At 46.6% G+C, this 24569-nt stretch carries 17 protein-coding genes; 10 read left to right on the top strand and 7 right to left on the bottom strand.

Features of this window, described 5'->3' with window-relative positions:
- The first annotated feature begins 8 nt into the window (after positions 1-8).
- The 5 genes from CAP50_RS02360 to CAP50_RS02380 all read left to right on the top strand — a co-directional run bounded on the left by CAP50_RS02360 (position 9) and on the right by CAP50_RS02380 (position 4384).
- A complete protein-coding gene (locus tag CAP50_RS02360; protein ID WP_241900609.1) occupies positions 9-401 on the top strand; it encodes a DUF4845 domain-containing protein in 393 nt (130 codons plus the stop codon).
- A 93-nt stretch (positions 402-494) separates the two neighbouring features.
- Entirely contained in the window at positions 495-1292 is a 798-nt protein-coding gene (rnc, locus tag CAP50_RS02365; RefSeq protein ID WP_100748908.1) for a ribonuclease III, read from the top strand.
- Between the two features lie 334 nt (positions 1293-1626).
- Complete coding sequence (gene era / locus CAP50_RS02370; protein WP_075102064.1) at positions 1627-2643, top strand: GTPase Era; 1017 nt, start codon at positions 1627-1629, stop codon at positions 2641-2643.
- Positions 2644-2713: 70 nt separating this feature from the next.
- Positions 2714-3511, top strand: coding sequence for a DNA repair protein RecO (gene recO / locus CAP50_RS02375; RefSeq protein WP_100748909.1), 798 nt, complete (start codon positions 2714-2716; stop codon positions 3509-3511).
- 93 nt (positions 3512-3604) lie between these two features.
- The gene (locus tag CAP50_RS02380; RefSeq protein ID WP_198411584.1) at positions 3605-4384 is read left to right on the top strand and encodes a pyridoxine 5'-phosphate synthase; all 780 of its coding nucleotides are present in this window, start codon (positions 3605-3607) and stop codon (positions 4382-4384) included.
- A gap of 59 nt (positions 4385-4443) precedes the next feature.
- Here the strand turns inward: CAP50_RS02380 and CAP50_RS12790 are convergent, their stop codons facing one another.
- Positions 4444-5028, bottom strand: a complete 585-nt coding sequence (locus CAP50_RS12790; RefSeq protein ID WP_372046629.1) for a GspH/FimT family protein — start codon at positions 5026-5028, stop codon at positions 4444-4446.
- A gap of 766 nt (positions 5029-5794) precedes the next feature.
- Between CAP50_RS12790 and CAP50_RS02390 the strand changes: the two genes are divergently transcribed.
- Complete coding sequence (locus CAP50_RS02390; RefSeq protein ID WP_100748910.1) at positions 5795-7111, top strand: OmpA family protein; 1317 nt, start codon at positions 5795-5797, stop codon at positions 7109-7111.
- 367 nt (positions 7112-7478) lie between these two features.
- Entirely contained in the window at positions 7479-9326 is a 1848-nt protein-coding gene (gene typA, locus CAP50_RS02395; protein ID WP_100748911.1) for a translational GTPase TypA, read from the top strand.
- 182 nt (positions 9327-9508) lie between these two features.
- Here the strand turns inward: typA and CAP50_RS02400 are convergent, their stop codons facing one another.
- The 6 genes from CAP50_RS02400 to cysM form a co-directional block, all read right to left on the bottom strand.
- Positions 9509-9949 carry a hypothetical protein gene (locus tag CAP50_RS02400; protein WP_100748912.1) on the bottom strand — a complete coding sequence of 147 codons (441 nt, stop codon included), beginning with the start codon at positions 9947-9949 and terminating at the stop codon, positions 9509-9511.
- A 312-nt stretch (positions 9950-10261) separates the two neighbouring features.
- Positions 10262-11197 carry a bifunctional DNA-formamidopyrimidine glycosylase/DNA-(apurinic or apyrimidinic site) lyase gene (gene mutM / locus CAP50_RS02405; RefSeq protein ID WP_100748913.1) on the bottom strand — a complete coding sequence of 312 codons (936 nt, stop codon included), beginning with the start codon at positions 11195-11197 and terminating at the stop codon, positions 10262-10264.
- Between the two features lie 76 nt (positions 11198-11273).
- Complete coding sequence (locus CAP50_RS02410; protein WP_100748914.1) at positions 11274-13826, bottom strand: RelA/SpoT family protein; 2553 nt, start codon at positions 13824-13826, stop codon at positions 11274-11276.
- A 354-nt stretch (positions 13827-14180) separates the two neighbouring features.
- Positions 14181-15722 (bottom strand): 23S rRNA (uracil(1939)-C(5))-methyltransferase RlmD, encoded by a 1542-nt coding sequence (rlmD, locus tag CAP50_RS02415; protein ID WP_100748915.1) that lies wholly within the window; start codon positions 15720-15722, stop codon positions 14181-14183.
- 113 nt (positions 15723-15835) lie between these two features.
- Positions 15836-16660: a 3'-5' exonuclease gene (locus CAP50_RS02420; protein WP_100748916.1), complete on the bottom strand. Its 825-nt coding sequence runs from the start codon at positions 16658-16660 to the stop codon at positions 15836-15838.
- A gap of 24 nt (positions 16661-16684) precedes the next feature.
- A complete protein-coding gene (gene cysM, locus CAP50_RS02425) occupies positions 16685-17689 on the bottom strand; it encodes a cysteine synthase CysM (protein ID WP_241900611.1) in 1005 nt (334 codons plus the stop codon).
- A gap of 443 nt (positions 17690-18132) precedes the next feature.
- Between cysM and CAP50_RS02430 the strand changes: the two genes are divergently transcribed.
- The 3 genes from CAP50_RS02430 to CAP50_RS02440 all read left to right on the top strand — a co-directional run bounded on the left by CAP50_RS02430 (position 18133) and on the right by CAP50_RS02440 (position 24266).
- Complete coding sequence (locus tag CAP50_RS02430; RefSeq protein WP_100748917.1) at positions 18133-21558, top strand: ATP-binding protein; 3426 nt, start codon at positions 18133-18135, stop codon at positions 21556-21558.
- Positions 21559-21892: 334 nt separating this feature from the next.
- Positions 21893-22705: a crotonase/enoyl-CoA hydratase family protein gene (locus CAP50_RS02435; RefSeq protein ID WP_100748918.1), complete on the top strand. Its 813-nt coding sequence runs from the start codon at positions 21893-21895 to the stop codon at positions 22703-22705.
- Positions 22706-23006: 301 nt separating this feature from the next.
- Positions 23007-24266 (top strand): multidrug effflux MFS transporter, encoded by a 1260-nt coding sequence (locus CAP50_RS02440; protein ID WP_100748919.1) that lies wholly within the window; start codon positions 23007-23009, stop codon positions 24264-24266.
- Positions 24267-24569 lie beyond the last annotated feature (303 nt).

Here is a 24569-nt window from a genome sequence, read left to right on the forward strand (position 1 = left end):
AAAGGATCATGCAGCAGATATCTGGCTTGGCAACGCAGCGCGGTGCAAGTGTGACCAGTATCGTTTTAGTCATTATGGTTTTGGGTGTTGCTGCCAAACTCATCGTTGCTATCGTACCCGCTCACATCGGTGATTACCAGTTAAATAAGACTTTGAATGCCCAGCTAAAAGAGTCGAATAAGAATAATGAAACCGCCAGACAGTACGTCGAACGTGTCAATCGGCAGCTATCTATCAATGCTGATTATGACACCAAAGCAGAGGACGTCTTTACCTTTACCAATAAAAAAACGGGTCAACTGGCGATTCATAAGCAGTATGCGGTCACCAATAATTTCTTTGGCAATGTCGATATCGTCAATCGTTTTGAGGCCGATATCGATATGAATAGCGCAGAGTAGTGCAGCCGAGCTGCCGATGATTTTTATAACGCATTTATCATTCCAACCATTCACCACCTCAGTAAAAACAGAAGGGATAACCATAAGCCACGCATGAAACCAACTTCGCAGCATTCCCAAGCGGTTACTACTCCCAAAAAAAATAGCACGTCTGTCGACAACCACGTTGTGAGTACAGAGTTTATCCAACGATTAGCGGTTTTGACGCGCAAATTAGGCTATGTGTTCAACGATTTGAGCTTGCCAAAGCTTGCGCTGACGCACCGCTCTTTTGACAGCAAAAAAAACTACGAGCGTTTAGAGTTTTTGGGTGACGCCCTGCTAGGGATGATCGTCGGAGAAGCTTTGTACCATCGTTATCCGACGCAAAATGAAGGGCGATTGACGCGTATGCGAGCCACTTTAGTACGTCAAGAGTCGCTGGTAATCATCGCGCAAAATCTTGAGCTTTCCAACCATTTGATTTTAGGCGTGGGCGAGCGTAAAGGTGGCGGACGCAATCGCGCTTCTATCTTGGCCGATGCTGTAGAGTCTTTGATTGGGGCGATTTACCTAGATAGCCAAGACATGGACATCACGCGCCAGTGCGTACTGTCGTGGTATGGGGATTTGATCGACAATGTCAACGATCAAAAAGCCTTAAAAGATGCCAAAAGCCGTTTGCAAGAGTGGCTACAGTCCAAGCAATTTGATTTACCACATTATGAGCTATTAGAGACTCGAGGGAATGCGCCGCATCAGATATTTGTGGTGCGCTGCCATGTTAATATCAATGAATGCCCTGACATTACTGAGTCTGGTGAGAGTCGCCGTATCGCTGAGCAAAAAGCGGCCGAGCTGATGATTAATCAGTTGCACAAGCTGCCAAACTCTGCCAAAAAACGCTTATAGCAAGTGATAAACCCACAGCCTTACATATAATATGGTTATTGCAAGTAATATGGTTATTGCAAGGCAGTTTGTCCACATTGATTTTACTCGTCTTGACCGCATATATTATAAAAGTTCACCGATTTATTAGCCCATAACGCAATGGATGTTTTAATACTGGTGATAATGCACCATTTAACGCCTAGTGATTTTTTATCAAACACCGTTTGGCTGGTGATAAACCCTACAGGATTACCTTATGAGCAATCATTCTGATTTGCCATCACACAATGCAGATAATACTGACAATATGACTGAAAACACCCCCATGCCCGCAGACCAAAATCAGGTAGCAATGAGCACAGACGAGATCAATCAGTCAGAAGATGTCTCATTAGAAAACGATGCCGCCATTGAGGCGTTTTTTGCCCCGAGTAGCCAGACGCGTATCGCGGAAGATTTCAAGTCGGGCTATGTGGCGATTGTTGGTCGTCCAAACGTGGGTAAATCGACGCTGATGAACCACTTGCTTGGGCAAAAACTGTCTATTACCTCGCGCAAGCCGCAAACCACCAGACATCGTATCCACGGTATTTTGTCAAACCATGAGATGCAAGCGGTGTTTGTCGATACGCCGGGTATCCATCGTAACGAAGTACGGGCGATCAATGAGCGTATGAACAAAGCCGCGGTTTCAGCCTTGGTCGATGTTGATTTGGTGCTGTTTGTGGTCGATTCGGATCAATGGCGTGATGATGATCTGCTTACCTTGCAAAAACTTGGTGAGACAGATCTGACCGTGGTATTGGTCATCAACAAAGCCGATACCTTAAAGGATAAAGGTACGCTCTTGCCCCTGATCGAAACGTTCCACGAAAGCTTTGACTTTGCTGATATCGTTCCTGTGTCTGCGCTAAAAAACCAAAACCTAGATCGCTTACAAGAGGTGATTGCCTCACACTTACCAGTGGCGTCGCCTATTTATGACACCGAGCAAATCACCGACCGTTCAGAGCGTTTTTTGGCCAGTGAAATCATTCGCGAAAAGATCATGCGCAGTGCAGGCGATGAAGTGCCCTATGATTTGACCGTGCAAATTGATGAGTTTAAAGACGAGCCTGCGCATACAGATGCCAAAACTGGCCGTCCACGCAAAGCTTGTACCTTTATTGATGCGACCATCTATGTGGAGCGTAGCGGACAAAAAGCCATCGTCATCGGAGATAAGGGCCAGCGTATCAAGCAAGTCGGCATGGACGCTCGCAAGGATATGGAGCAACTGTTTGACAAAAAAATCATGCTGACCTTATGGGTAAAAGTCAAACGTGGCTGGTCTGATGACGAACGAGCCTTGACCAGTTTGGGCTATTGATAAGCAGCGATACCGATAGGTATAGCCGTTTTTAAGCCACCTGATAAGCATGGGTGCTGAGGTAATAGACATGCGTAACGAAGCGTTGACAGGTTACTTATTGCATCAGCGTCCTTATCAAGAAAAGCGCGCATTATATTGTCTTTTTTCTCAGCAGCATGGGGTTATACATGGGGTTGGCAAAAAAGGCGCACCGCTATTTATGCCTTTGCAGCTATTTGCCAGTGGCAAGCGTGATTTAAAGACGTTTAGTCAAATCAACATCGCTGTACACAGTAATAGAGATGGAAAAGCCTCTTTAGATGCTCATCCCGATAATGCAGCGGTAGATGACGCTCACACGCTTGCTGCCATGCCTTATGAGACAATCACGGGTCAGCAGCAGTATTCGGCATTGTATCTCAACGAGATATTGTGGCGTCTTTTGCCAACCGAAGATCCAATGCCGACACTGTGGCAGCACTACCAAAACAGCCTATACCAACTCAAACAGCCTTTAACCCAGCAGCAGCTGCGTCTATGCTTGCGTCAATTTGAAAAGTACCTATTTGATGAACTTGGTTTTACCCTGACTCTCAGTCATGACAGTATGCAAGACGCGATTGTGCCTGAGGGACTATATCGGTTTTTGCCAGATGCTGGGTTTTTGGCCATATCGCGTGACACCATAGAGTCTGAGCGTTTAACAAGTGCCAGTGGCTATGCGGTGTTTTCGGGTGCAGATATCATAACAATGGCGCAGTCAGGCATCACTACCACGACGCTAGACGACTGGTCAAAACTACATCGTCATCTGATTGATCATTTATTAGAGTATCAGCCCCTGCAAAGTCGATTGTTGTGGCAGCAGCAGCGGCGCTATCAATGATTACGTCTAGTAGTAGTCACGTTTATCAATCAATCGTTACGTCTATCAATAGTCATGCCTGTCTATTAGGTCTCGTTATTAAAAGGATGTCTTATGACCACTTCTTCATTATCCACCGCTCATGGTACTTTGCAAAAACCTTTGTTAGGCGTCAATATTGACCATGTAGCGACATTGCGTCAAGCACGCGGTGTCAATTATCCAAGTCCTTTGGCAGCGGCCTTATTATGTGAAAAGGCGGGCGCCGACGGTATCACGATACACCTACGTGAAGATCGTCGCCATATTCAAGATGCTGATGTCTATGAGATAGCGGAGCAGCTGACGACGAGAATGAATTTAGAAATCGCTGCAACAGAGGAGATGCTAAAAATTGCCAGTGAGGTCAAGCCATACTGGGTATGTCTGGTACCTGAAAAGCGTGCTGAGCTAACCACAGAAGGCGGTCTTGATGTCGCAGGGCAACTGGCTTGGTTGACTGATTATATCGGTAAGCTACAAGCTGCGGGCATTAAAGTGTCACTGTTTATTGACCCTGACGACAAACAAGTCGCAGCAGCCATCGAGTGCGGCACGGATGCCATCGAGCTACATACCGGTGCTTATGCCGAAGCAGGTTTGGCCGGTGATACAGGTGCCCAGCAAAATGAGCTTGCGCGCATCAAAGCGGCGGTTGCGACTGCGCAACGTCTCAATAACCAGCTACTGGTCAATGCAGGTCATGGCCTCACACGTGACAATGTCCATGCCATTGCACAGATAGAAGGGATTTATGAGTTAAACATCGGCCATGCGCTCATCGCAGATGCCGTATTTGCCGGACTAGAACAGGCCGTCGTGATGATGAAAGACGCGATGTATAAAGAAAGCTAAAAAACCTGCGTAGCTAGTTAATTAGAGGTTGCCTATTTAGAGACCATAATAAATAAGGCTCATTTATCACATTGAGTGGGGTGGTTTTCATTAAGCTTTTGCTTAACAATGCCGCCTTGGTTGAAAGAGATGAGATACATGGCTTTATTATAAGTGGCCGTTGGGCAGTATTTTATATGACCAAAGTGCCCACGCGGTTTGCCACTATCTCCCCAAAACTTAGTATAGTGGCGTCTGCCGCCTACGCGTAACATGACCTTACTGTGTTTTAGCTTCAGTGACTGCTGCACCAATAGCTGATCAACCTGCGTATCGAAGTGCTTGTTGTTATTTTTATCGATAAATAATAAAAGGGTTTTGTCACTGTTTCTATGACAGCGGCCACCTGCGTTTGATAAGCACAGCAACACGTTTTGTCTTCTGATAAAACTTTCAGCCTTGGCTAAAGCAAGTGTATCCTCTAATTGGTTTTTGACGCGTTCAGCTTCCATCCGCGCCAGCTGCGTCTGTATGGCTGGTGCCGCCATCATCGCTATAATAGCCATTATCGCCACAGTGATAATAAGCTGAATTAAGGTAAAACCCTGACAACTTTTATATACGTGCGGACAATTCGTGATCTTGGGTTTATCTAATGAAGTGATTGGATACGGTAAGCGGGGCGACCAGGCTATATAGTCTTTACCTCTCTTATCTTTACCTCTCTTATAAAGCAAGTAACGTCTTGCTTTGTCAAATAACAGTGCACCCAAGACCAACGTTACTTTACCAGCGCAACCAACGCGGCAAATTCTAAGTAGCTCTATCCTAAGTAGCCAGTTCATGAGGCGTGTAACCTATACTAAGTGAAGGAATCTAATAACGGGGTCTCACTTATTTCCTTGTTACTTCATTGTATATTTGTATTTTCAAATATATTGCTAGTTTTTTATCAAAGTGCCATTATTTTGCTTTACACAAAACTGTGTAAATACACTATAATCTACAGTGAATAAATGTCGACTTATGTAGTTTAAACAAAATATATGTCTACTGTCAAAAAATGTTTCAATTGGTGAATGCTGGGTTTTAGCAATAGAGAAAAATTACTAACTGTATTAAAATACGCTCAGACAGTAGGTATTGTTAAGTGAACTATCTATTGCGAACTGACATACAAAAGATAAAAAGCGTAAGGTGTGTTAGTTCTAGGTAACTTAAGCTGGTTATTGTGTTTTAGTTACGACATTATCGTGTAATAATGTGTAGCTCGTTAACGAAAAAAGTTGTAAACTGAATTGATAATCGCTAAGCTACTCCTTAATTGGTTTTGCTTTGTAACTTAAAATTCGTAAGAGATGTCTATTTTAGAGCGTCTTGAGAAGCGGTTTTGCTTAACGCATCACTAAAATTATCCTTTGGAGGAAGTCCATGAAATTGAATAAAATTGCTCTAGCTCTGGTTGCTGTAGCAGCTGCGCCTTTAGCAGCAAATGCTGGCGTAACAATTAGCCCGCTATTACTTGGTTATCACATGACTGAAGAGTTCAGTGATACTAGTGATAAGCAACGTGATATCCTAAGAACTGGTAAAGACCTATATATGGATGGTCAAACCCCTTCGCAGCCAATCGATGGTCGCAATGGTAACCTTAACGGTGGCGTAGCGCAAGAAAGCGGTCTTTATACTGGTGCTGCTCTTGGTATCGAATTGACACCTTCTACGCAGTTCCAAGTTGAGTATGGTGTTACTAATACCAATGGCGAAGCTTCAGAAAGATCAGCAGATGCTGGCGTAAACCGTTTCGACGTAGAACAAACCATGCTTTCTGGTAACTTCTTGATCGGTACTGAAGAGTTCACGGGTTACACTGACAGCGCATTCAAACCATATGTATTGGTTGGTGCCGGTCAATCTAAAATCAAAGTAGAAAACCAAGAGCAATATGTAGCAACAGCTGATGCTCAAGGTACTACTGCTGGTGGAACTGTAGAAGCTGGTACTGAAGTAGCAAACTCTAAAGACACTATTGGTAACCTAGGTCTAGGTGCTATGTATCGTATCAACGATGCACTAAGCCTACGTGGTGAAGCTCGTGCGATTCACAACTTTGACAACAACTGGTGGGAAGGCATGGCATTGGCCGGCCTAGAAGTTGTACTTGGTGGCCATTTAGCACCTACAGTAGCAGTACCACCTATGCAAGAGCCAGTAGTTGACAACACGCCAGTCGTGGTTGTTGATGACCTTGATTCTGATGGTGATGGTGTACCTGATAGCATCGACGCTTGCCCAGGCACTCCAATGAACGTTGTCGTTGACGAGCGTGGTTGCCCAGTTCCAGTAGATATTACTGATGAGCTAAAAATGGAACTACGCGTATTCTTTGACAACGACAAGTCAACGATCAAAAACCAGTACAAGCCAGAAATCGCTAAAGTGGCTGAGAAGATGCGTGAGTATCCTAATTCTACCGCTCGCGTAGAAGGTCATGCTTCTAAGACTGGTCCTTCAGCACGTTATAACCAACGTCTATCTGAAGCTCGTGCCGTTGCGGTTAAATCTATGCTAACTAACGAATTTGGTATCGCGCCAAACCGTCTAACAACTGTTGGCTATGGTTACAACAACCCAATCGCGCCAAACGATACTGAAGAAGGTCGTGCTATGAACCGTCGTGTTTATGCCATCATCACTGGTGACAAAACAATGACTGTTGAGCAAACTAAAGACATGGTTGTTCAGTAAATAATAACTGATAGACTTAAGTCTTGATTGAAAAACACTCATATATAGTTACAAAAAAAGCCGCCCATAGGATGGCTTTTTTTTATTTATGTATTGAGAAAAGCAAGTAATTACATAAATTTATCGGGCAATAATGTTATACTAGCAGCCCAAACATTCTGTAAATTGACAGAGTGTACATTAGCATAGCTATCTGTATGATGAATTTATCAGTGTAGATATTTGATTCTCTTGAAATAATTAGAAAGTCGGTACTTATTGGACGACTTTTTAAATCAGTATTAAATACCTGTCTGATTGATGATAAAAGTTTATCCAGCGGCGCTTATTGCTACTGCATTTTTTTAAGACGAAACGAGCATTTTATATGGCGAACGATATCAAACACCTGCGTAACATTGCAATTATTGCCCACGTTGACCACGGTAAAACCACTTTGGTTGATAAGTTATTACATCAGTCTGGTACTTTTGGCGACCGTGCAAACATTGCTGAGCGTGCGATGGACTCAGGTGATATTGAGCAAGAACGTGGTATTACTATTTTGGCTAAAAACACAGCCATCCGCTGGACAGATCAGACTGATGGTACCGAATACCGTATCAACATTGTAGACACCCCAGGTCACGCCGATTTTGGCGGTGAAGTCGAGCGTGTTATGTCAATGGTTGACTGTGTATTGTTGGTAGTGGACGCGGTTGATGGCCCAATGCCACAAACTCGTTTTGTGACGCAAAAAGCATTTGAGCAAGGTCTAAAGCCGATCGTGGTTATCAATAAAATCGACCGTCCAGGCGCGCGTCCTGACTGGGTCATGGATCAAATTTTTGATCTATTTGATAACTTGGGTGCAACCGATGAGCAGCTTGACTTCCCAGTAGTATATGCTTCAGCGCTAAACGGTATTGCAGGTTTAGATGCTGATGATTTGGCAGAAGACATGACGCCACTGTTTAAAACCATCGTTGATGTGGTACAGCCACCTCAAGTAGATGTAGATGCGCCATTCCGTATGCAAATCTCAAGCCTTGATTACAACAGCTTTGTTGGTGTTATCGGGGTTGGTCGTATCCAGCGCGGTAAAGTAAAGACCAACACACAGGTCACGATTATTGATAAAAACGGCAAAACACGTAACGGCCGTATTTTAAAAATCATGGGTTACCACGGTCTTGAGCGTATCGATGTAGAAGATGCTCAAGCAGGTGATATTGTTTGTATCACGGGTATCGATGCATTAAATATCTCAGACACCATCTGTGATCCAAACCATGTAGAAGCACTACCAGCGTTGACGGTTGATGAGCCAACGGTATCTATGAACTTCCAAGTAAACAATTCACCGTTTGCTGGTCGTGATGGTAAGTTTGTGACGTCACGTAATATTCGTGAGCGTCTAGAGCGCGAACTGATTCATAACGTCGCCCTGCGCGTAGAAGATACAGAATCTCCTGATAAATTTAAAGTATCAGGTCGCGGTGAGCTACACCTTTCAGTATTGATCGAAAACATGCGCCGTGAAGGTTTTGAGCTTGGGGTATCAGGTCCTGAAGTTATCGTAAAAGAAGTCGATGGTAAGCTACAAGAACCGTATGAAAACGTGGTTTTTGATATCGAAGAAGAGCATCAAGGCCCTATCATGGAGCAAGTTGGTCTACGTAAAGGCGAGATGACCAATATGGAGCTTGATGGTAAAGGTCGTATGCGTATTGAGGCAACGATGCCTGCGCGCGGTTTGATTGGTTTCCGTTCTGAGTTTTTAACACTAACCTCAGGCACGGGCATCATGACATCGAGCTTTTCTCACTATGGTCCTCAAAAAATTGGTGATGTCGGTGGCCGCGCTAATGGTGTATTGGTGTCTATGGCCAATGGCGTATGTCTAGGTTTTGCACTATTTAACCTACAAAAACGCGGTAAGCTATTTGCTGAGCCACAGCTAGAAGTCTACGAAGGCATGATTGTCGGTCTAAACTCACGTAGTGATGATATGACCGTTAACCCAACGACGGCAAAACAGCTAACCAACGTTCGTGCTAGTGGTACTGATGAAGCGTTGACATTGACGCCAGCTGTGAAGTTCACCCTTGAGCAAGCGCTTGAATTTATTCAAGATGATGAGTTGGTCGAGGTGACACCAAAAGCCATTCGTATCCGTAAGCGTTATTTGACGGAAAGTGATCGTAAGCGTCACAGCCGTAGCAAAAAAGGGTAAGACAAACCAGAGCTTAAACATTCAGTGCTCACATATAGTACGAAAGTTTGTTTAAGCTAAAAATTCAGTAAAAAAATGGCTAACCCTAGGGTTAGCCATTTTTTTTGCATATGCGTTAGGACAAAGATAATGAGATTTAGAGCAAAGACTAAGGTAAGGGGATTAGAGCAAAGAAGCAAAGACTAAGGGGTTACGACCACATAATCATTGGTATTGATTAAGATCTCTGATGGCTGGTCTACGACGATACGTACGACGTTATCATTGACGGCTTGTGATTTATAATAGTTATCCTCGGCGACGGTACAGCCTAAGCAGCGACCCATGGCACTCCACGGCTCAACGAACAGCTTTTGCTGCGCTTGATCTGGGTTACCCCCGATGATAGAAAATGGCAAACTGACGATATAAGCGGCAGTGCCAGCAACTGCATTGACCAGTTGCAAAGGCTTGCCTACGACGGTATCCACGACCATGGTTTCATAAGAGGGGCCAAAGTCGCTTTCATCAATCTCTATCGCTGCCAACGCAGGCTGCATGCTAGCCGCCATAAAACCTAAGCTTGCGACTGCTGTAAAAAGTTTCTGCTTAACGGCGCGTTGGTTATTGGCTCTAACAGTCATAATGATATCCTAAAACTCATGATTAATATGGTTTGCTGGTGCTTTTAAAGCAACTAGGAAACCGCGTCTCTATAAAGTTATCGCAATAATAGATAGCTTGAATATTACAGATAGATGAATGATTTGCACAACTTATGTAAGTGCTAGCACTATTAAAGCAAGATGTGCGTCAATAAGCAACAAAAATGCGTACAATCGCGCGACGGAAATAGAAACGGCGATTGTATTATCGATAAACAGTAGAGCATTATGAGTGGTTGTTTAAAGCCTATGAGATAACAGTCAGCTGAGCTGCTAACAGGTGAGTACCACTTAAGGATTTAGAGGCTGACAGTTGGCACAATAGACACTTGCTCGGCCGTTAAGTTTGATGTTTTTGAGGGGTGTATTGCAGTGTGGACAAGCTTCTCCTTGTCTGCCATAAACATTGAGTGTTTGCTGAAAATAGCCCGTGGTGCCGCTTGCCACCGTAAAGTCGCGTAGAGTCGAGCCACCAAGCTCTATGGCTTTTAATAAAATATCTTTGATATGAGCGACTAAAACCAATAGCTGCTCATGGGAGAGCTGATGGGCTGGGGTGGCAGGGTGAATACCTGATAAATATAGGCTTTCTGTCGCATAGATATTGCCCACACCAACGACGACCTGCTGCTCCATAATCACTGATTTAATTGCGCGGGCAATCGGCTGTTTCTTTGATTTGCTGGTACTGGCAGCCGCTGTATCATTGCTGTCGTTAGGTGCAGTTGTCCGCTGAATCAGATGGTACAGATAGTCAGCGGTGAACGCCTCTGACAAAGGCTCAGGGCCTAAGTGATCAAGCAGCTTGGTGCGATAGTCTCGATACCAGAGCACCGAGCCAAACCGTCTAGGGTCATAGTAGTGCAGCTGGGTTTTGTTGTTGTCAGTATCGCGAAATGTGATCACCAGATGATCGTGTTTGCGTTTTTCGGTCGTATGCTCGTGTTGTTGCAGGCTGCCTGACATACCCAAATGCACCAATAGCTTTTTTGGCTCCTTTATATGAGCGTGCTGAGAGCCATCATCAGAAGTAGAGGGTGAGAAGTTTAGGATCAAGTATTTGGCGCGGCGCTCCACACTGACTAAGGTATGATGAATCAAACTTCCCAAATCATCTGGCATAGCCCAGCGCAGTTTTGGCTGAAACACTTGTATGTCAATGACTTGCTGACCATGTAAGGGGCTTAGGCTGGTCTTGGTGGTTTCTACTTCAGGCAATTCTGGCATGATGTTTTATGATAACTCTATGATTAAGGTAAGTTTGTAAGCTCCGGTCAAGGGACAGGCTATAAAAATACGCGCCTTATGCGACGGCACGTCTGGCATGCAAGATACCATGCTGCTGTTCGAGCTTGGCCAATAGTTTAGACAAGTGCGCCAGTCCTGATACTTCGATATGGAACTTCAAAAAAGCGATATTGTCGTCATTACTTAACGTCTCAACTTGGCGAATATTGACGTTTTCTTTGTCAATAATCTGTGTCAAATCGCGTAATAACCCTCGTCTGTCATAGGCCTCTACATGTATATCGACTGGTTGATAGCGACCAGGTTGGACGCGCCAGCTGGCCTCTACCTCGCGCTCAGGATCACGCTCGATGAGACGCAGGTATTCTGGACAGCCACGATTGTGGACACTGACACCGCGTGACAAGGTGATATAGCCGGCGATGGGTTCGCCATGGATAGGGTGACAGCAGCCCGCCAAGTTAATCTCGATATTATCCAGTCCATCGATTCGTATCTTATAGGCATCGAGCTTGCTTGTGTCTTTGGTATCGATGCTGGGTACAAAATCCTCTGGCGGTCGCTCCGGCTCTAGCTGTAGCTGACGCGAGATATGACTGGTGAGCTGATTTAAGCCGATGTCACCGGTGACCAATCCGACGATGATATCATCGGTATTATTGACATTAAAATACTGGGTATAGTCATTGAGATCGATGCTGTTGGGATGTACGGACAAGCGCTCAAGCTCTTTGCTGAGCATTTGCCGCCCAATCTCGATGTTTTTGTCACGGTCTTGCTTGTTAAACCATTGGCGTAGTTTTGAGCGTGCACGGTTGGTATGGATATAACCAAGCGAGGCCACCAGCCAATCACGATTAGGCTCACGTGAGGCTTTGGTGATGATCTCTACTTGCTCGCCCGTTTTGAGCTGGTAGGTCAGCGGCACATAGCGCTGATTGACCCGCGCTGCCTGTGCGCGGTTGCCCACCTGCGTATGGACATAATAGGCAAAATCAAGGACGGTCGCGCCTTTTGGCAGCTCGGTGATATCGCCATCACGACTAAAGATATAAATGCGCTCCAGCTCATCGAAATCGACTAACTGTTCTTCTTCATCAAGCTCCAGCTCTTCTATTTCTTCGCCTGCTAAAACTGCCGAGCGCGGCTGATTGCGGGTTTCGTTATTAATGGACAAAAGCTGCCGCAGCGAGCTGATTCTTTGATTGAGGTAGTTGTCTTTTTTGTTTTTTAGGCCTTCTTTATAATTGACATGCGCGCACATGCCAAGCTCGGCCTCAAAGTGCATCTCGTGCGTTCGAATCTGTACTTCCAGCGATTTGTTTTCGGCAATGACGGCAGTATGCAGCGAGCGATAGCCGTTGGACTTCGGGTTGGTGATATAGTCGTCAAACTGCTCAGGAATATAACGCCATAAGCCATGGACGAGCCCAAGTACGTGATAGCAATCTGAGGGGCTGGTGACCAAAACCCGTAGCGCCCGAATATCATAAAGCTGATCAAACGATAAGCCTTTGAGCTTCATTTTTCGATAAATCGAGTAGATGTGTTTGACGCGTCCCGACACTTCTCCTTCGATACCGGCGTCTGCCAGCGCCTCATTGAGCTTGTCTTGCACGCGCTGGATATAAGACTCGCGCTCACTGCGTTTTTCTGACAGCAGCTTAGCGATTTCTTTGTAGCGCTCAGGTGCCAGATAGCGAAAAGCCAAGTCTTCTAGCTCCCACTTTAATTGAGCGATACCCAATCGGTGCGCTAGTGGGGCATAGATGGTCATGACTTCTCGCGCCACGCGATTTTGCCGCTCTTCACTAGAAAACGTCAGCTCACGCATGGCAAAGGTACGCTCGGCAAGCTTTATCAGTACAACACGGACATCGTTGGTGACCGAGATGAGCATGCTGTAGATGTTAGAGAGCTGGTCACGCTGGTTGTTGACAAAGTGGTCTTCTAAACGCTTGTTGCTCTCGATGATCTCCGACAGCTTACCCATCGCCAAGGTATCTTTGACCAAGGTGGCGATGTCTGCTCCGAAGTTTTTTTCGATATCTGTCAGGCTAATGATAGACTTGCGCGCGCTACGATAAAGCATCGCTGCCACCAAGGCATCTTCGTCTTGATACAGGTACGTTAAAATATCGGTCATGCCAATACCTGTGACATAAGCGCCTGAGCGCTCGGACTCACTGGTATTCATATGGCTGCGAATAAACTCACAAGCCGCGCTGAGATTGGGCACCGCATCTTGGCCGATACGTTTGGCGACATTGTCCAGCCACGTTGGGACGTCGATGTTGACTTGATCTAGATTAATCGCCTCCAGCTCTTTTTTGGTTAAAGTGTTGTTTTTGTCCAAAAGCAGATTGTTTGCATACTCATTGGCAAGTTTTGGGTCATGTGTATGCAGCGCATGATCGGCGGAGCGATCAAAGGTGGTGTGCAGCTTATGAGTGGCCAGTTGGTATTTGATATCGAGAGGAATTTGGGCATAGCTATTGGCAGATTGGTGAGAGCGCTGGCTCGCAACCAGTTGCGCCGCTAGTGTGGCACTGTCAGCTTGAGTGGTTTGTCCATCCACCAACGGCAATCCTTCACGAATTTTGACCATAGCCGACTCCTCTTAGCTATCTTGAATTGATTATAACTTCATCTACTCTGCACGCACTTTGGATGAGATCACAAAGTGTCAGCTATAAACCAATACAACTGCTAAAAAATCCTTTTTTAGCAGCTATAAAATGCAAGTAAAATATATAAAGCTATGAGTGCAAGTCTTCGCCATGTGCTGATAGAGTAGACATAGGAAGATTGTTTATTATTATCTCATTTTGAGGCGACAAATCAAGCGAGGCTATGTAATGTCTGTTGTTGATAGGTTGAACTAGCGGGTTTGCCTCGCGATATTATCTATAGTTTTAATAAAGACAGCGTGTTCTTTTTTGATAAGGACACGCCGGTAATATCAAACCGCAACCTTCTCAAAACGGGCAATGGACTCTACATGACCGGTATGACAAAACATATCCATCACCCCAGCATGCGTCAGGCGATAGCCTTGCTCTAATAAAGCCTTGGTGTCGCGCGCGAGCGTCGCTGGGTTACAAGAGACATAAACGATGCGCTCAGCGTTGAACTTGGGCAGATACTGCATAATTTCCCACGCGCCAGAGCGTGGTGGGTCGATCAAGAGCGCATCAAAGCCTTGGTTGGCCCACGGCTGATCTGAGCAATCATGCGTCAAATCCTGACTATAAAATTCTGTGTTGTTAAGGCCATTACGGCGAGCGTTGTCTGCGGCGCGCGCGGTCATTGCGTCACTGCCTTCTACGCCAACCACCGAGCCTGTCTCTCCGACAAGCCGCGCTAAGGGCAGACTAAAGTTGCCCAGTCCACTAAACAAATCCAGTACCCGTTCGCCTGCTTTTAAATCCAACAAGTCGCAAGCAAGCTTGGTCATTTGACGGTTGACGGATAAGTTCACTTGCGTAAAGTCAGTTGGAATAAATTCATACGTCAGGTCAAACTCGGGTAGCTGATAATACAAGCGTCCAAACTGCTGACTCATATCATCATCAGCGCTCAAGGCGATACGCTGAATGCTATCAGCACCTTTGGGCTGTAGATACAACTGCCAGCTGCGCGCTGCAAAAAACGCCTTTAGTTTTTCTACATCCGCCTCTGACAACGGCGCTAAATTGCGTACGATCAAAGCAACGGGCTGATTGCCGTCTGGTAGTCCATCTATTTGTTCACCCATCGCCAGCTCAAGCTGGGCAATCTTGTCACGGCTCTCTAAAGTACTAATCAGCGCTTTTAGGTTTTCAATCTCAAAACCGATACGCGGGTCTAGAATATGACACTCATTTAGCTCCGCCAAAAAGTTACTAGAGCGCTCTCGAAATCCGACCAACGCTGTTTCTTTTTTGGCGACATAGCGTACGCCCAAGCGCGCTTTGGTGCGATAGCCGAGGCGATCACCGACCACAGGCGCCAGCCAAGTATCAGGCTCGGCATTAGCCTGATGGATGAGCATCTCTGCCAGTACAGACTGTTTAAAATTGATTTGCCCATCTGGCTGCCAATGCTGCAAGCTACAGCCGCCGCAGACGCCGAAATGCGGGCAGGGCGGAACCGCGCGCTCAGGATTTGGATTGGCCGTAATACTCACAGCGTCGCCTTCTTCAAAGCTGGCACGACTGTTGGTCAGCTTCACTAAAGCGCTCTCACCTGGTAAGGCAAAGCTGACAAAGACTTTTTTGCCGTGCTTGTCTTCGATATGGCCGTCATCTACGCCAAAGCCATTACCATATATCGCCACGCCGCGACCATCATGTGATAGACCATCAATCGAAAAAGGCAGCGGCTTGGCTTCTTTTAACCGTCGACGTGTCTTTGAAGAGGGTTTGGATTTTTTTTTGTTGGGCGGAATGGTGATTGTTTGGCGAGCGCTCTCAGGCGTCGTCGCCTCGGGTGCCGCAGAAGTCTTTGAATCGGTGGGCTGCATAAACCTGCCTTAATAATAAATGATAAATAACGAAAAATAAGATAAGGGTGAGTGCTACTGTGTATAGCTCTGCTCATAGCACTGCGGTAATATCGGATGGTCAATCACAGGGTTTAAGCGTCGGGTGCCGACGACCAATCAGCGATAAACTCATGATGACGTGGGCGACCATCTGCTTGGGTATATTGTCTTAAATAAGTCAGGCTCTGCTGCTGCCATATATCAAAATCCTGCAAAGACAGCTGTCCAGTTAGTCGTAACCAGCGCAAATAAATCAGCCACGTATTCATGACATCAGACTCGCAGTATATCGACAGTGTCTGCCAATCTGCCTCATTAACCAGATCGCCCACCATGCTACCATCGACACTGGTCTTGCCAGGCAGACCGTAGAGGCTTGCGACCACATCCATGGCTTCGCGGCGACTGGCACCATACTGGCTAAATCTATCCATCAAGTCTAGATGGCGAGTATGAAAGCGATTGACATAATTATCAAAACGCATGTTTTTGATACGCTCGCCTTCTTCAAATAGCCACGGCGCTGCCAAGTCATACTGCATGGCGCGATAAATAAGCACCGGAATATCAAAGCCAGAGCCGTTCCAACTGATCAGTTGCGGCAGTTTTTCAAGATCATTAAATGCCCGAAAAAACTTAGCAAGAATGTCTTTTTCGCTAAATTTGTCCGCCGTCAAAGAAAACAAAGAAAACTGACCGTCTTTGATATACAGCGCTGATATACAGACGATACGCTGCAGCGGCAGACGCATAAAATCATGTCCTGCTTCTTGTGTGCGTATCGCTGTCAGTGCGCTGAGGGCATCGGCATCGTTAAGCTCAGCCAACTGTGGATAGATACGGCGCGCCGCATCAGTATCGGCAACGGTCTCGATATCGAAGACCAGTATCGGGTCGGATGGTAAGGCTTGTGACATAGGTAAACCTAATTAATTGTTAGCTTATTGTGCGGCGTTTTCTGTACCTTTAACGACATTGTTGTCATTAACATTGTCGTCATTAACCTTGTCGTCATCTACATTGTATAAGCCAGTCGATAAATAACGATCACCGCGGTCGCAGACGATAAAGGCGATGACGGCGTCTGGATTGGCTTTGGCGACTTGTAGCGCCGCCCATGCTGCTGCCCCAGATGACACCCCAGCGAAAATGCCTTCGGTTTTGGCCAGTTTGCGCATATAGACTTCGGCGATACGTTGATCGACATCCATCACCTCATCGACCAAATCAGCCTCAAAGATACCCGGCATATACTCAGCAGGCCAGCGGCGGATGCCTGCGATAGAGGCGTCTTCATCAGGCTGTAGACCAATCACTTTGATATCTGGGTTTTGCTCTTTTAGATAGCGAGACACTCCAGTGATCGTGCCTGTGGTCCCCATAGAGCTGATAAAGTGAGTGATTTTACCGTCTGTTTGTGTCCAAAGCTCAGGGCCTGTGGTGAGATAATGCGCTTGGCTATTGTCAGGGTTGTTGAACTGGTCCAGCACAATCCCTTTGCCATCGGCTTGCATCTGCAGAGCCAAGTCGCGCGCCGCTTCCATGCCTTCATCGACCTCGATGAGGGTGGCACCATAAGCCGTCATTGCGTCTTTGCGCTCTTGGGTTGAGTTGGTCGGCATGAGTAGCGTCATCGGATAGCCGCGCATGGCGGCAACCATGGCGAGCGCGATGCCCGTATTGCCGCTGGTGGCCTCAATCAGCATATCACCTGGTTTGATATCACCGCGCCGCTCTGCTTGATAAATCATATTAAATGCTGGGCGATCTTTTACCGAGCCTGCTGGGTTATTGCCTTCTAGCTTGGCCAAGACCGCCGTGCCACCCGCAATCTGCTCTTGCTCAGGCAGGCGCTGCAATTTCACCAAGGGTGTCTGCCCGACGCAATCGGCAAGGGCGGTAACTTGAGAGATGAAGGTGGCGTTTGACGTGGCCGTAGCTGACATAAGATACCCTTATTGTTAATATGAATGTTCAAACCTGATTTATGCACTTGCAAAGCGTGACACAGCGCGCAAAAATAGCGGCAAGTAAAAAGCTGCGCCATTATATCATTTTGTTTTTGCCTACGCTGAATGCATGCAGAGATTTTGGTAAATGAATGGTGCTTATAAATGGTAGTTGAGACAAATACTGTTAAAATACTTGTATGATTCAGAGGCGTTATGATGCAGCCACCACACTTATCGCCATGACTGATACCCAACGACTGATAGCTATAGCCAAGTGATAACGATAGCGCTATAGTACAGGACGCGATGGCGCAAAGTCGCTGTGATAAATCTAGCGTATGTCCTCCATTCAATTGATAGTCATCTTATCTTGTTTTTATCATTATTTTAAAATGAGGACACGCCCTAGCAAAACATTGAGATGAGAGCGAGCTTGCATGGCACACAAAAAACGTTTTGATACCAGTAGCGCCTATGGTCAGCTGATCATATTGGTGTTTTTGCCGATATGTATATTGGCCGCTGTCGGCGGTATTTTGGTGTTTCATGAGACCATGCGTGCCAGCGACTCTGAGCAAGAAGTGTTGGCCGAGGCGGTGCTGATTCGTTATACCCCAGAGATTGCAGATCTGATTCCTGAGCTGTTAGAGCAAGAGCGCCAGCAGGCGGGCAGTGCCTCCAAGGCTGCCGTCTCGACCCTAGAGGGCATTCGTGACAGGTTAGGCCGCATGCAATCCGAGCAGCACGTGCAGCGCATCGCGATTGTTAATGAAGACAATAAGGTGCTGGCCACGGTCGGTTATGGGCTCAATGAGCCTTGGCCAATGATTGATGCTTCAGCGCAATTTATCTCGCAAAAGCCCACACCGATCGGCACCGCTTATGGCAGCGTGCTTGGTGAGTTTGAAGGGCAGCGGCTGTGGTTGCTCGTCGATATGGACAACGAGCCGCTTTATATCGCGCGTTATCGCATCGCCATGGCGCTGGTGATTACGGGGTTGTTTACCATCCTGATTTTGCTGTTGAGTTTAAACATTTACTCAAAACGCTGGATCGCACCGATTTATGAGCTGCGCTTGCAGTTGCAGCGCACTCACGTCGACAATTTATATCAGCCGATTCCGGTGGAGTCGGATGGCGAGCTAAACTTATTACAGCAAGATTTGGTCAATACCTTGCGCCGCTTGCACAGAAGCTTTCAAGACCTCAAAGACCATGCCGAGCAAACTGAGGACGATTTGCGTTTGGCGTTTGATGAGATGGAAATGCAAAACATCTCGATCAGAAACGCGCGTGATGCCGCCATCTCAACCAGCCAAGCCAAATCGGCGTTTTTGGCCAATATCAGCCACGAGCTACGCACCCCGCTCAACAGTATCGATGGTTTTATCAACCTGCTGGCGCGTCACGGCGAGCTAAATCCTGAACAAGATTTGTACGTACAGACCATTCGTAAATCCTCAGCGCATCTGCTGGCGCTGGTCAACGATGTCTTGGATTTTTCTAAAATCGAGGCGGGCAAGCTGGTGCTTGATCGTCATGAGTTCGATCTTTATGACACCATTTATGATGTGGTTGATATGCTCTCGCCAGTCGCCGCCGAAAAAGGCCTACGCATGGCAGTGCTGTTTTATAACGATGTGCCGATGCGTATCAATGGCGATGCCTTACGCCTCAAGCAAGTACTGACCAATATCGTTGGCAATGCGATTAAGTTTACCGACAGTGGTGATGTGGTGGTGCGGGTCAGCCTTGATGATCACCGTGATAATTATCTGATGATAAGTGTGCAAGACAGCGGTAAGGGCATCTCGCTTGCTGATCAAAAAATGCTGTTTCAAAGCTTTAGTCAAGGCGATCCTTCTATCACGCGTCAGTATGGCGGGACTGGGCTGGGTTTGGTCATCTCCAAGCAGCTGACGCGACTGATGGGCGGTGATATTGGGTTTTATGACAATGCGCAAGAAAACATTGCCAATCAAGGCGCGACGTTTTGGTTTCGCATGCCAGCGCACGTCGATGTGCTCGAGGCGGCGACAGGGCAGACCATTGAGCTGCCTGTGCTCGCGCCGCTTGCTAGCGAAACTGATGAGTTTAATGTGCTGGTGTGGATCAACCATCCAGCCTCGATACAAGTGCTCAAAGCCAGTCTGCAATATCTACCAATTCAGCTGACCCAAGCCAACTCATTGCCAGGTGTGCTTGAATCGTTAAAAGAGCATGGTAATTACTGGGACTGGGTTATCGTCGATGATGATACCCAAGACGATATGATGGCGCTATTAAAACAAATTCGTCTGCACTATCAGGGTAAGCTTGCTGTTTTTGGCTATCAAGTGGCCGCCGATCAGGCTCTGCTCAATCGTTATCATGCCAATATCTTATATGAGCCTTTGGATAAAAGGCAGCTGTATGCCATGCTCGATACACAAAATCGCCGCCAGCCAACGAGTCTGCAAGAGCCGCGCTGGAAAGGGGTGACGGTGTTGGCGGTGGATGATCATCTGCCCAATCTCTTGGTACTCGATGCGCTGCTTAGCGAGCTGGGTATTCATGTCGTCACCGCCAGTAGCGGCTTTGATGCGATAGAGATTATCAGTAAGCAGCAAACCAAAAATCTAAAAACTGCTAAAAGCCAAAAGCAAAGTCTGTCAAACAAAACCCAGCTCTCTAAAGCCGAAGCGCGAGATGACATGAGCAAAAAGTCAAACTCTGCGCTGTATGCAGAGGAGACTGCCAATGAAGATAAAGACACCCATAAAAACAACATCGACTTGATATTTATGGATATCCAAATGCCGCGTATGTCTGGGCATGAAGCGGCCAAGCAAATCCGCAGTATCGAAAGCGATGACAGTCACATTCCTATCATCGCCTTGACCGCGCATGGGCTGGCTGATGAGCGTGACAAGCTGATAGCCAGTGGTATCAACGACTATGTCGGTAAACCCATTAGTCAGCCGCAGTTGCTGCAAGTGCTACAAAAATGGCTGAGCCGCACCTCGACCACGCCGCAACTAACCGCGCTATCTGAAGCCAATCTACATGGACTGGGCTTGCAAGACACGGATGCGGCCTCTAGTCACATCGACGCATCAACAGACATCGACACGCAAACCTTCTCTGAATGGCCGCTGGGCGCGACGACCAGCACGTATCCTGTCAGTAAAAGCGAGCGCACTACCGATGCTAGCGAGCCGCCAAAAATAACGCGACCATTATCACTCAAAAAAATCCGTGATGACTATTTACGTGACAGTCAGCCGCGCGAAGACTATAGACGAGAGACACCGCGAGAGACTCAGCCGCGCTACGATAGCTTACGCTTACAAAAGCAAGGACAGGCGCCGTTGCTGAGCCCGCCGTCAGGGTCGATGGATCATGCCAGCAAACCAAATACTGATCTAGCCGCACGTCAGAATGAGCACAAGGATACAGCGATAGATAGCCCGAACTCAGAAATTTTGGACTGGCAAGATGCGCTGACTCGCTCAGCCAACAAGCCTGATCTGGCAGCCAAGCTGATCATCATGATGCTCGACACCATCAATGATGAAAAGCAAGCGTTGACTCAAGCATGGGAGGCGCGCGACCGTAGTATGTTGGCGCAGATTGCCCATCGTATATTGGGCGGTAGCCGCTATACTGGCGTGCCGCAGCTGCGTCAGGCCAGTCAAGACTTAGAAGATAAGTGTTTATTGAATATCCAGCATACCACGCCTGCGCAGTTTGCTATGCTCCAGCCTTATTACGAAGCGCTACTGACAGCATTAAATAATTTGCAAACGCTGGATTTGTCCGCTTATCCGCAGCTCAACTACCATCGTCTCAGCGAAAACGACATGACGTGGAAAATGATTTAGGCATAACGATGTAGAAATAGTGACTGAGTAATAGTGATTGAGAAACAGTAAAAAGCGCGACTTCATGTTGCCATGCCCGTATAGTCGATCCACCATAAAATAAATACCGTGCGACAGAGAGTGGTTTTGTGCAGCATCTGTCTGCATCGTACAGCAAGCAAAACTGATACCAGTCGCGTGCGAAAAATCACGTACTTCTTTTATTTGAGATTGACAATACAGTCTCGCTATAAAGTATCGTGGCAGTCAGTTATTGCTAAGGTAGGATATGGATAAGCCTGCTAATATTATCGCTATCAGTCTATCTTTTACCCATTCATAAATAAGGATCGTTATGAACGCCATTGCAACTTACCAATACGAAACGCTACAAGTGAGTGTCACTGATAATATACTCACTGTGACGCTAAATCGTCCGCACAAAAAAAACGCCATGAGCTTTAAGGTCGTAGAAGAGCTAATCGCTGTGGCAGGCCGAGTGAGTAAAGATAAGACAATACGAGCAGTCATCTTAAACGGTGCGGAAGGGACGTTTTGTGCCGGTATCGATTTGGGCGATTTGAACCATCCCAAAAATCAAGCGTTTGCAGTGTGGGAGCTGGTGAAGCCGTGGCAAAGCTCGTTTCAGCGTGTTTGCTTGGTCTGGCGTGATGTGCCAGTACCGGTCATTGCGGTCTTAGAAGGCTACTGTATCGGCGCTGGGCTACAATTGGCGCTGGCATGTGATGTACGCATCAGCCATCCTGAGTGTAAACTGTCTATCATGGAAGCCAAGTGGGGGCTGGTGCCAGACATGGGTCTGACGCAATCGGCGTATGGCGTGGTACGAGAAGACGTGCTAAAAGAGCTGGCGATGACAGCACGCATCGTCGATGCCAGCGAAGGCAAAGCGCTGGGACTGGTCAGCCATTGCAGCGAGACGCCGCTTGAGCAAGCAAAGCATCTCGCCGCTGAGCTTGCCGAGCGCTCACCAGATGCGGTACTTGCCAGTAAGCGTGTGATCAATGCCATGCATCATCAGCCTGCAACCACGCTCTATAAAGAAAAGATGTGGCAGCTAAAAATGATGCTGGGCCGCAATCGCAAGCTTGCACTGAGAAAAGCCAAGCAAGCCAGCACCACCTTTGCCAAGCGACAGTTTCGCTAGTCTTCTATAATGAGTCATAAATCATAAGGGTTTACATCAGAGGTAGAAAAATTTAGACAGAGTCTTATGTTTTATATTGAGTGTTTTTAGTGGTTAAGGGTTGTTTTATTCGCGTTAGGCGTCTATTGCAATAGCGGTCAAAATCACGATATAACCACCATATAACATTGTCCGCTTGCATAGACGTTAGTAAATATGCACTATTGCTATAAGCTGCCATTTTATGACGGCAGCAAACCAAAAACGCTATCGTAAAGCCATAAGATATAAAACAATAATCACTATATAATCTGGTCTAAATATGTCTGCTCCAAAATCCTCCCCACCTCCCAAACCCATCGCCGCCGAGCGCGTTCGCTCGGCTGATTTGCCCGTTGCTTGGATTATGATGCTCGGGCTGATCGTCGCGGTAGGGCCTTTATCCATTGATATGTATTTGCCAGCACTACCGTCGATGGCAGATGATTTTGGTGTGTCAACCGCCTTTATGGCCAACTCAGTCCCAGCGTATTTTGTGGGTTTGGTATTTGGTCAGTTGTTTTACGGCCCCTTTAGCGATCGCGTTGGTCGAGTCAAGCCGCTGTATATGGGCATGACGCTTTATGTGATTGCTTCTGTTATCTGTGCCACCACGGATAATGAGTATGTGTTGTTTGTCGGCCGTACCATGCAGGCTCTTGGTGCCTGCGTCGGGGCAGTGGTAACTCGAGCTGCGATTCGTGATCGGCTAACGGCTAAGCAAACCGCAAAAGCTTTTTCTATCATGATATTGGTGATGGGACTGGCACCGATACTCGCGCCGTCTTTGGGCGCACTGTTTTTACAGTTTTTTAATTGGCACTCTATCTTTTGGTTTTTGGCCGCCTTTGGGGTGCTGAACTTACTGCTCACCAAATTCTTCTTTTTTGAAACCCTTACCGAAGAGAACCGTAACATACGCCCTGCCAGAGAAGTGCTGAGCCAGTATTGGGATTTGTTAAAAGATCCCAGCTTTAATTACCCTGCGATCGGTGGCGGGCTGTTGATGGGTGCGATGTTTGTCTATATCAGCTCAGCTTCTGAATTAATCATGGACACTTATGGCGTCTCGGCCACGCATTTTGGCTGGTTGTTTGGAATGAATGCGGCAGGGTTTGTGGGTTTGACTCAGCTGAATCAGTGGTTGACCAATCGCTTTCGTATCTTGAGCATATTACGTTTCGGGGCGATGATGCAGGTGCTCTCTGCAGGCACGTTGTTTTTTGTCGGTATATTTTTAGGGACCGATGCTTGGTTGCCACTGGTGCTGGCGTGTATTTTCTTTTGTATTGCAGGCTTGGGATTGACCCAGCCAAACGCCTCGGCGATTGCGCTGGCTTTTCAAAAGCAGCGTGCGGGTATGGCAAGCGCGCTGCAAGGCTCGCTGATGTTTTCAGTGGGTATTTTTGGTGGTTTATTATTAAACTTATTCCCTCTTAATCCAGTGTTAAAAATCGGTATTGCTCTTTTTGTCCTGATGAGCTTGGGTGCGTTTTTAATCTGGCAGATAGATCGTAATTTAGACCTCGATGACGCAGAGTAGCGGCTGCAAGTTTTTGAGACACCCAATATTGGGTGTTTTTTTGTCTTAATAAAAGGGCTTTGATACATGGGCGTTACGCGTGGTTAATGTAGAGCCTGATGATTTTATAAGACACGCCTTATAATGACTGAGGTGTCATATTTAATCGTAGTTGATTGAAAATAAATAGTTTGTTGTTACCAAACAAATTTATCAGAAGTATTTCAATTAGAAAAAAATTAGTGTAGATTGTAACTTTATGTTTACACTGTGATACTTTTTGAAATTATAGATTGCTGTCCAGTGATGTTAAGATAATAAGCT

Origin of the sequence: Psychrobacter sp. L7 (assembly GCF_002810365.1) — a bacterium.
Lineage (GTDB): Bacteria > Pseudomonadota > Gammaproteobacteria > Pseudomonadales > Moraxellaceae > Psychrobacter > Psychrobacter celer.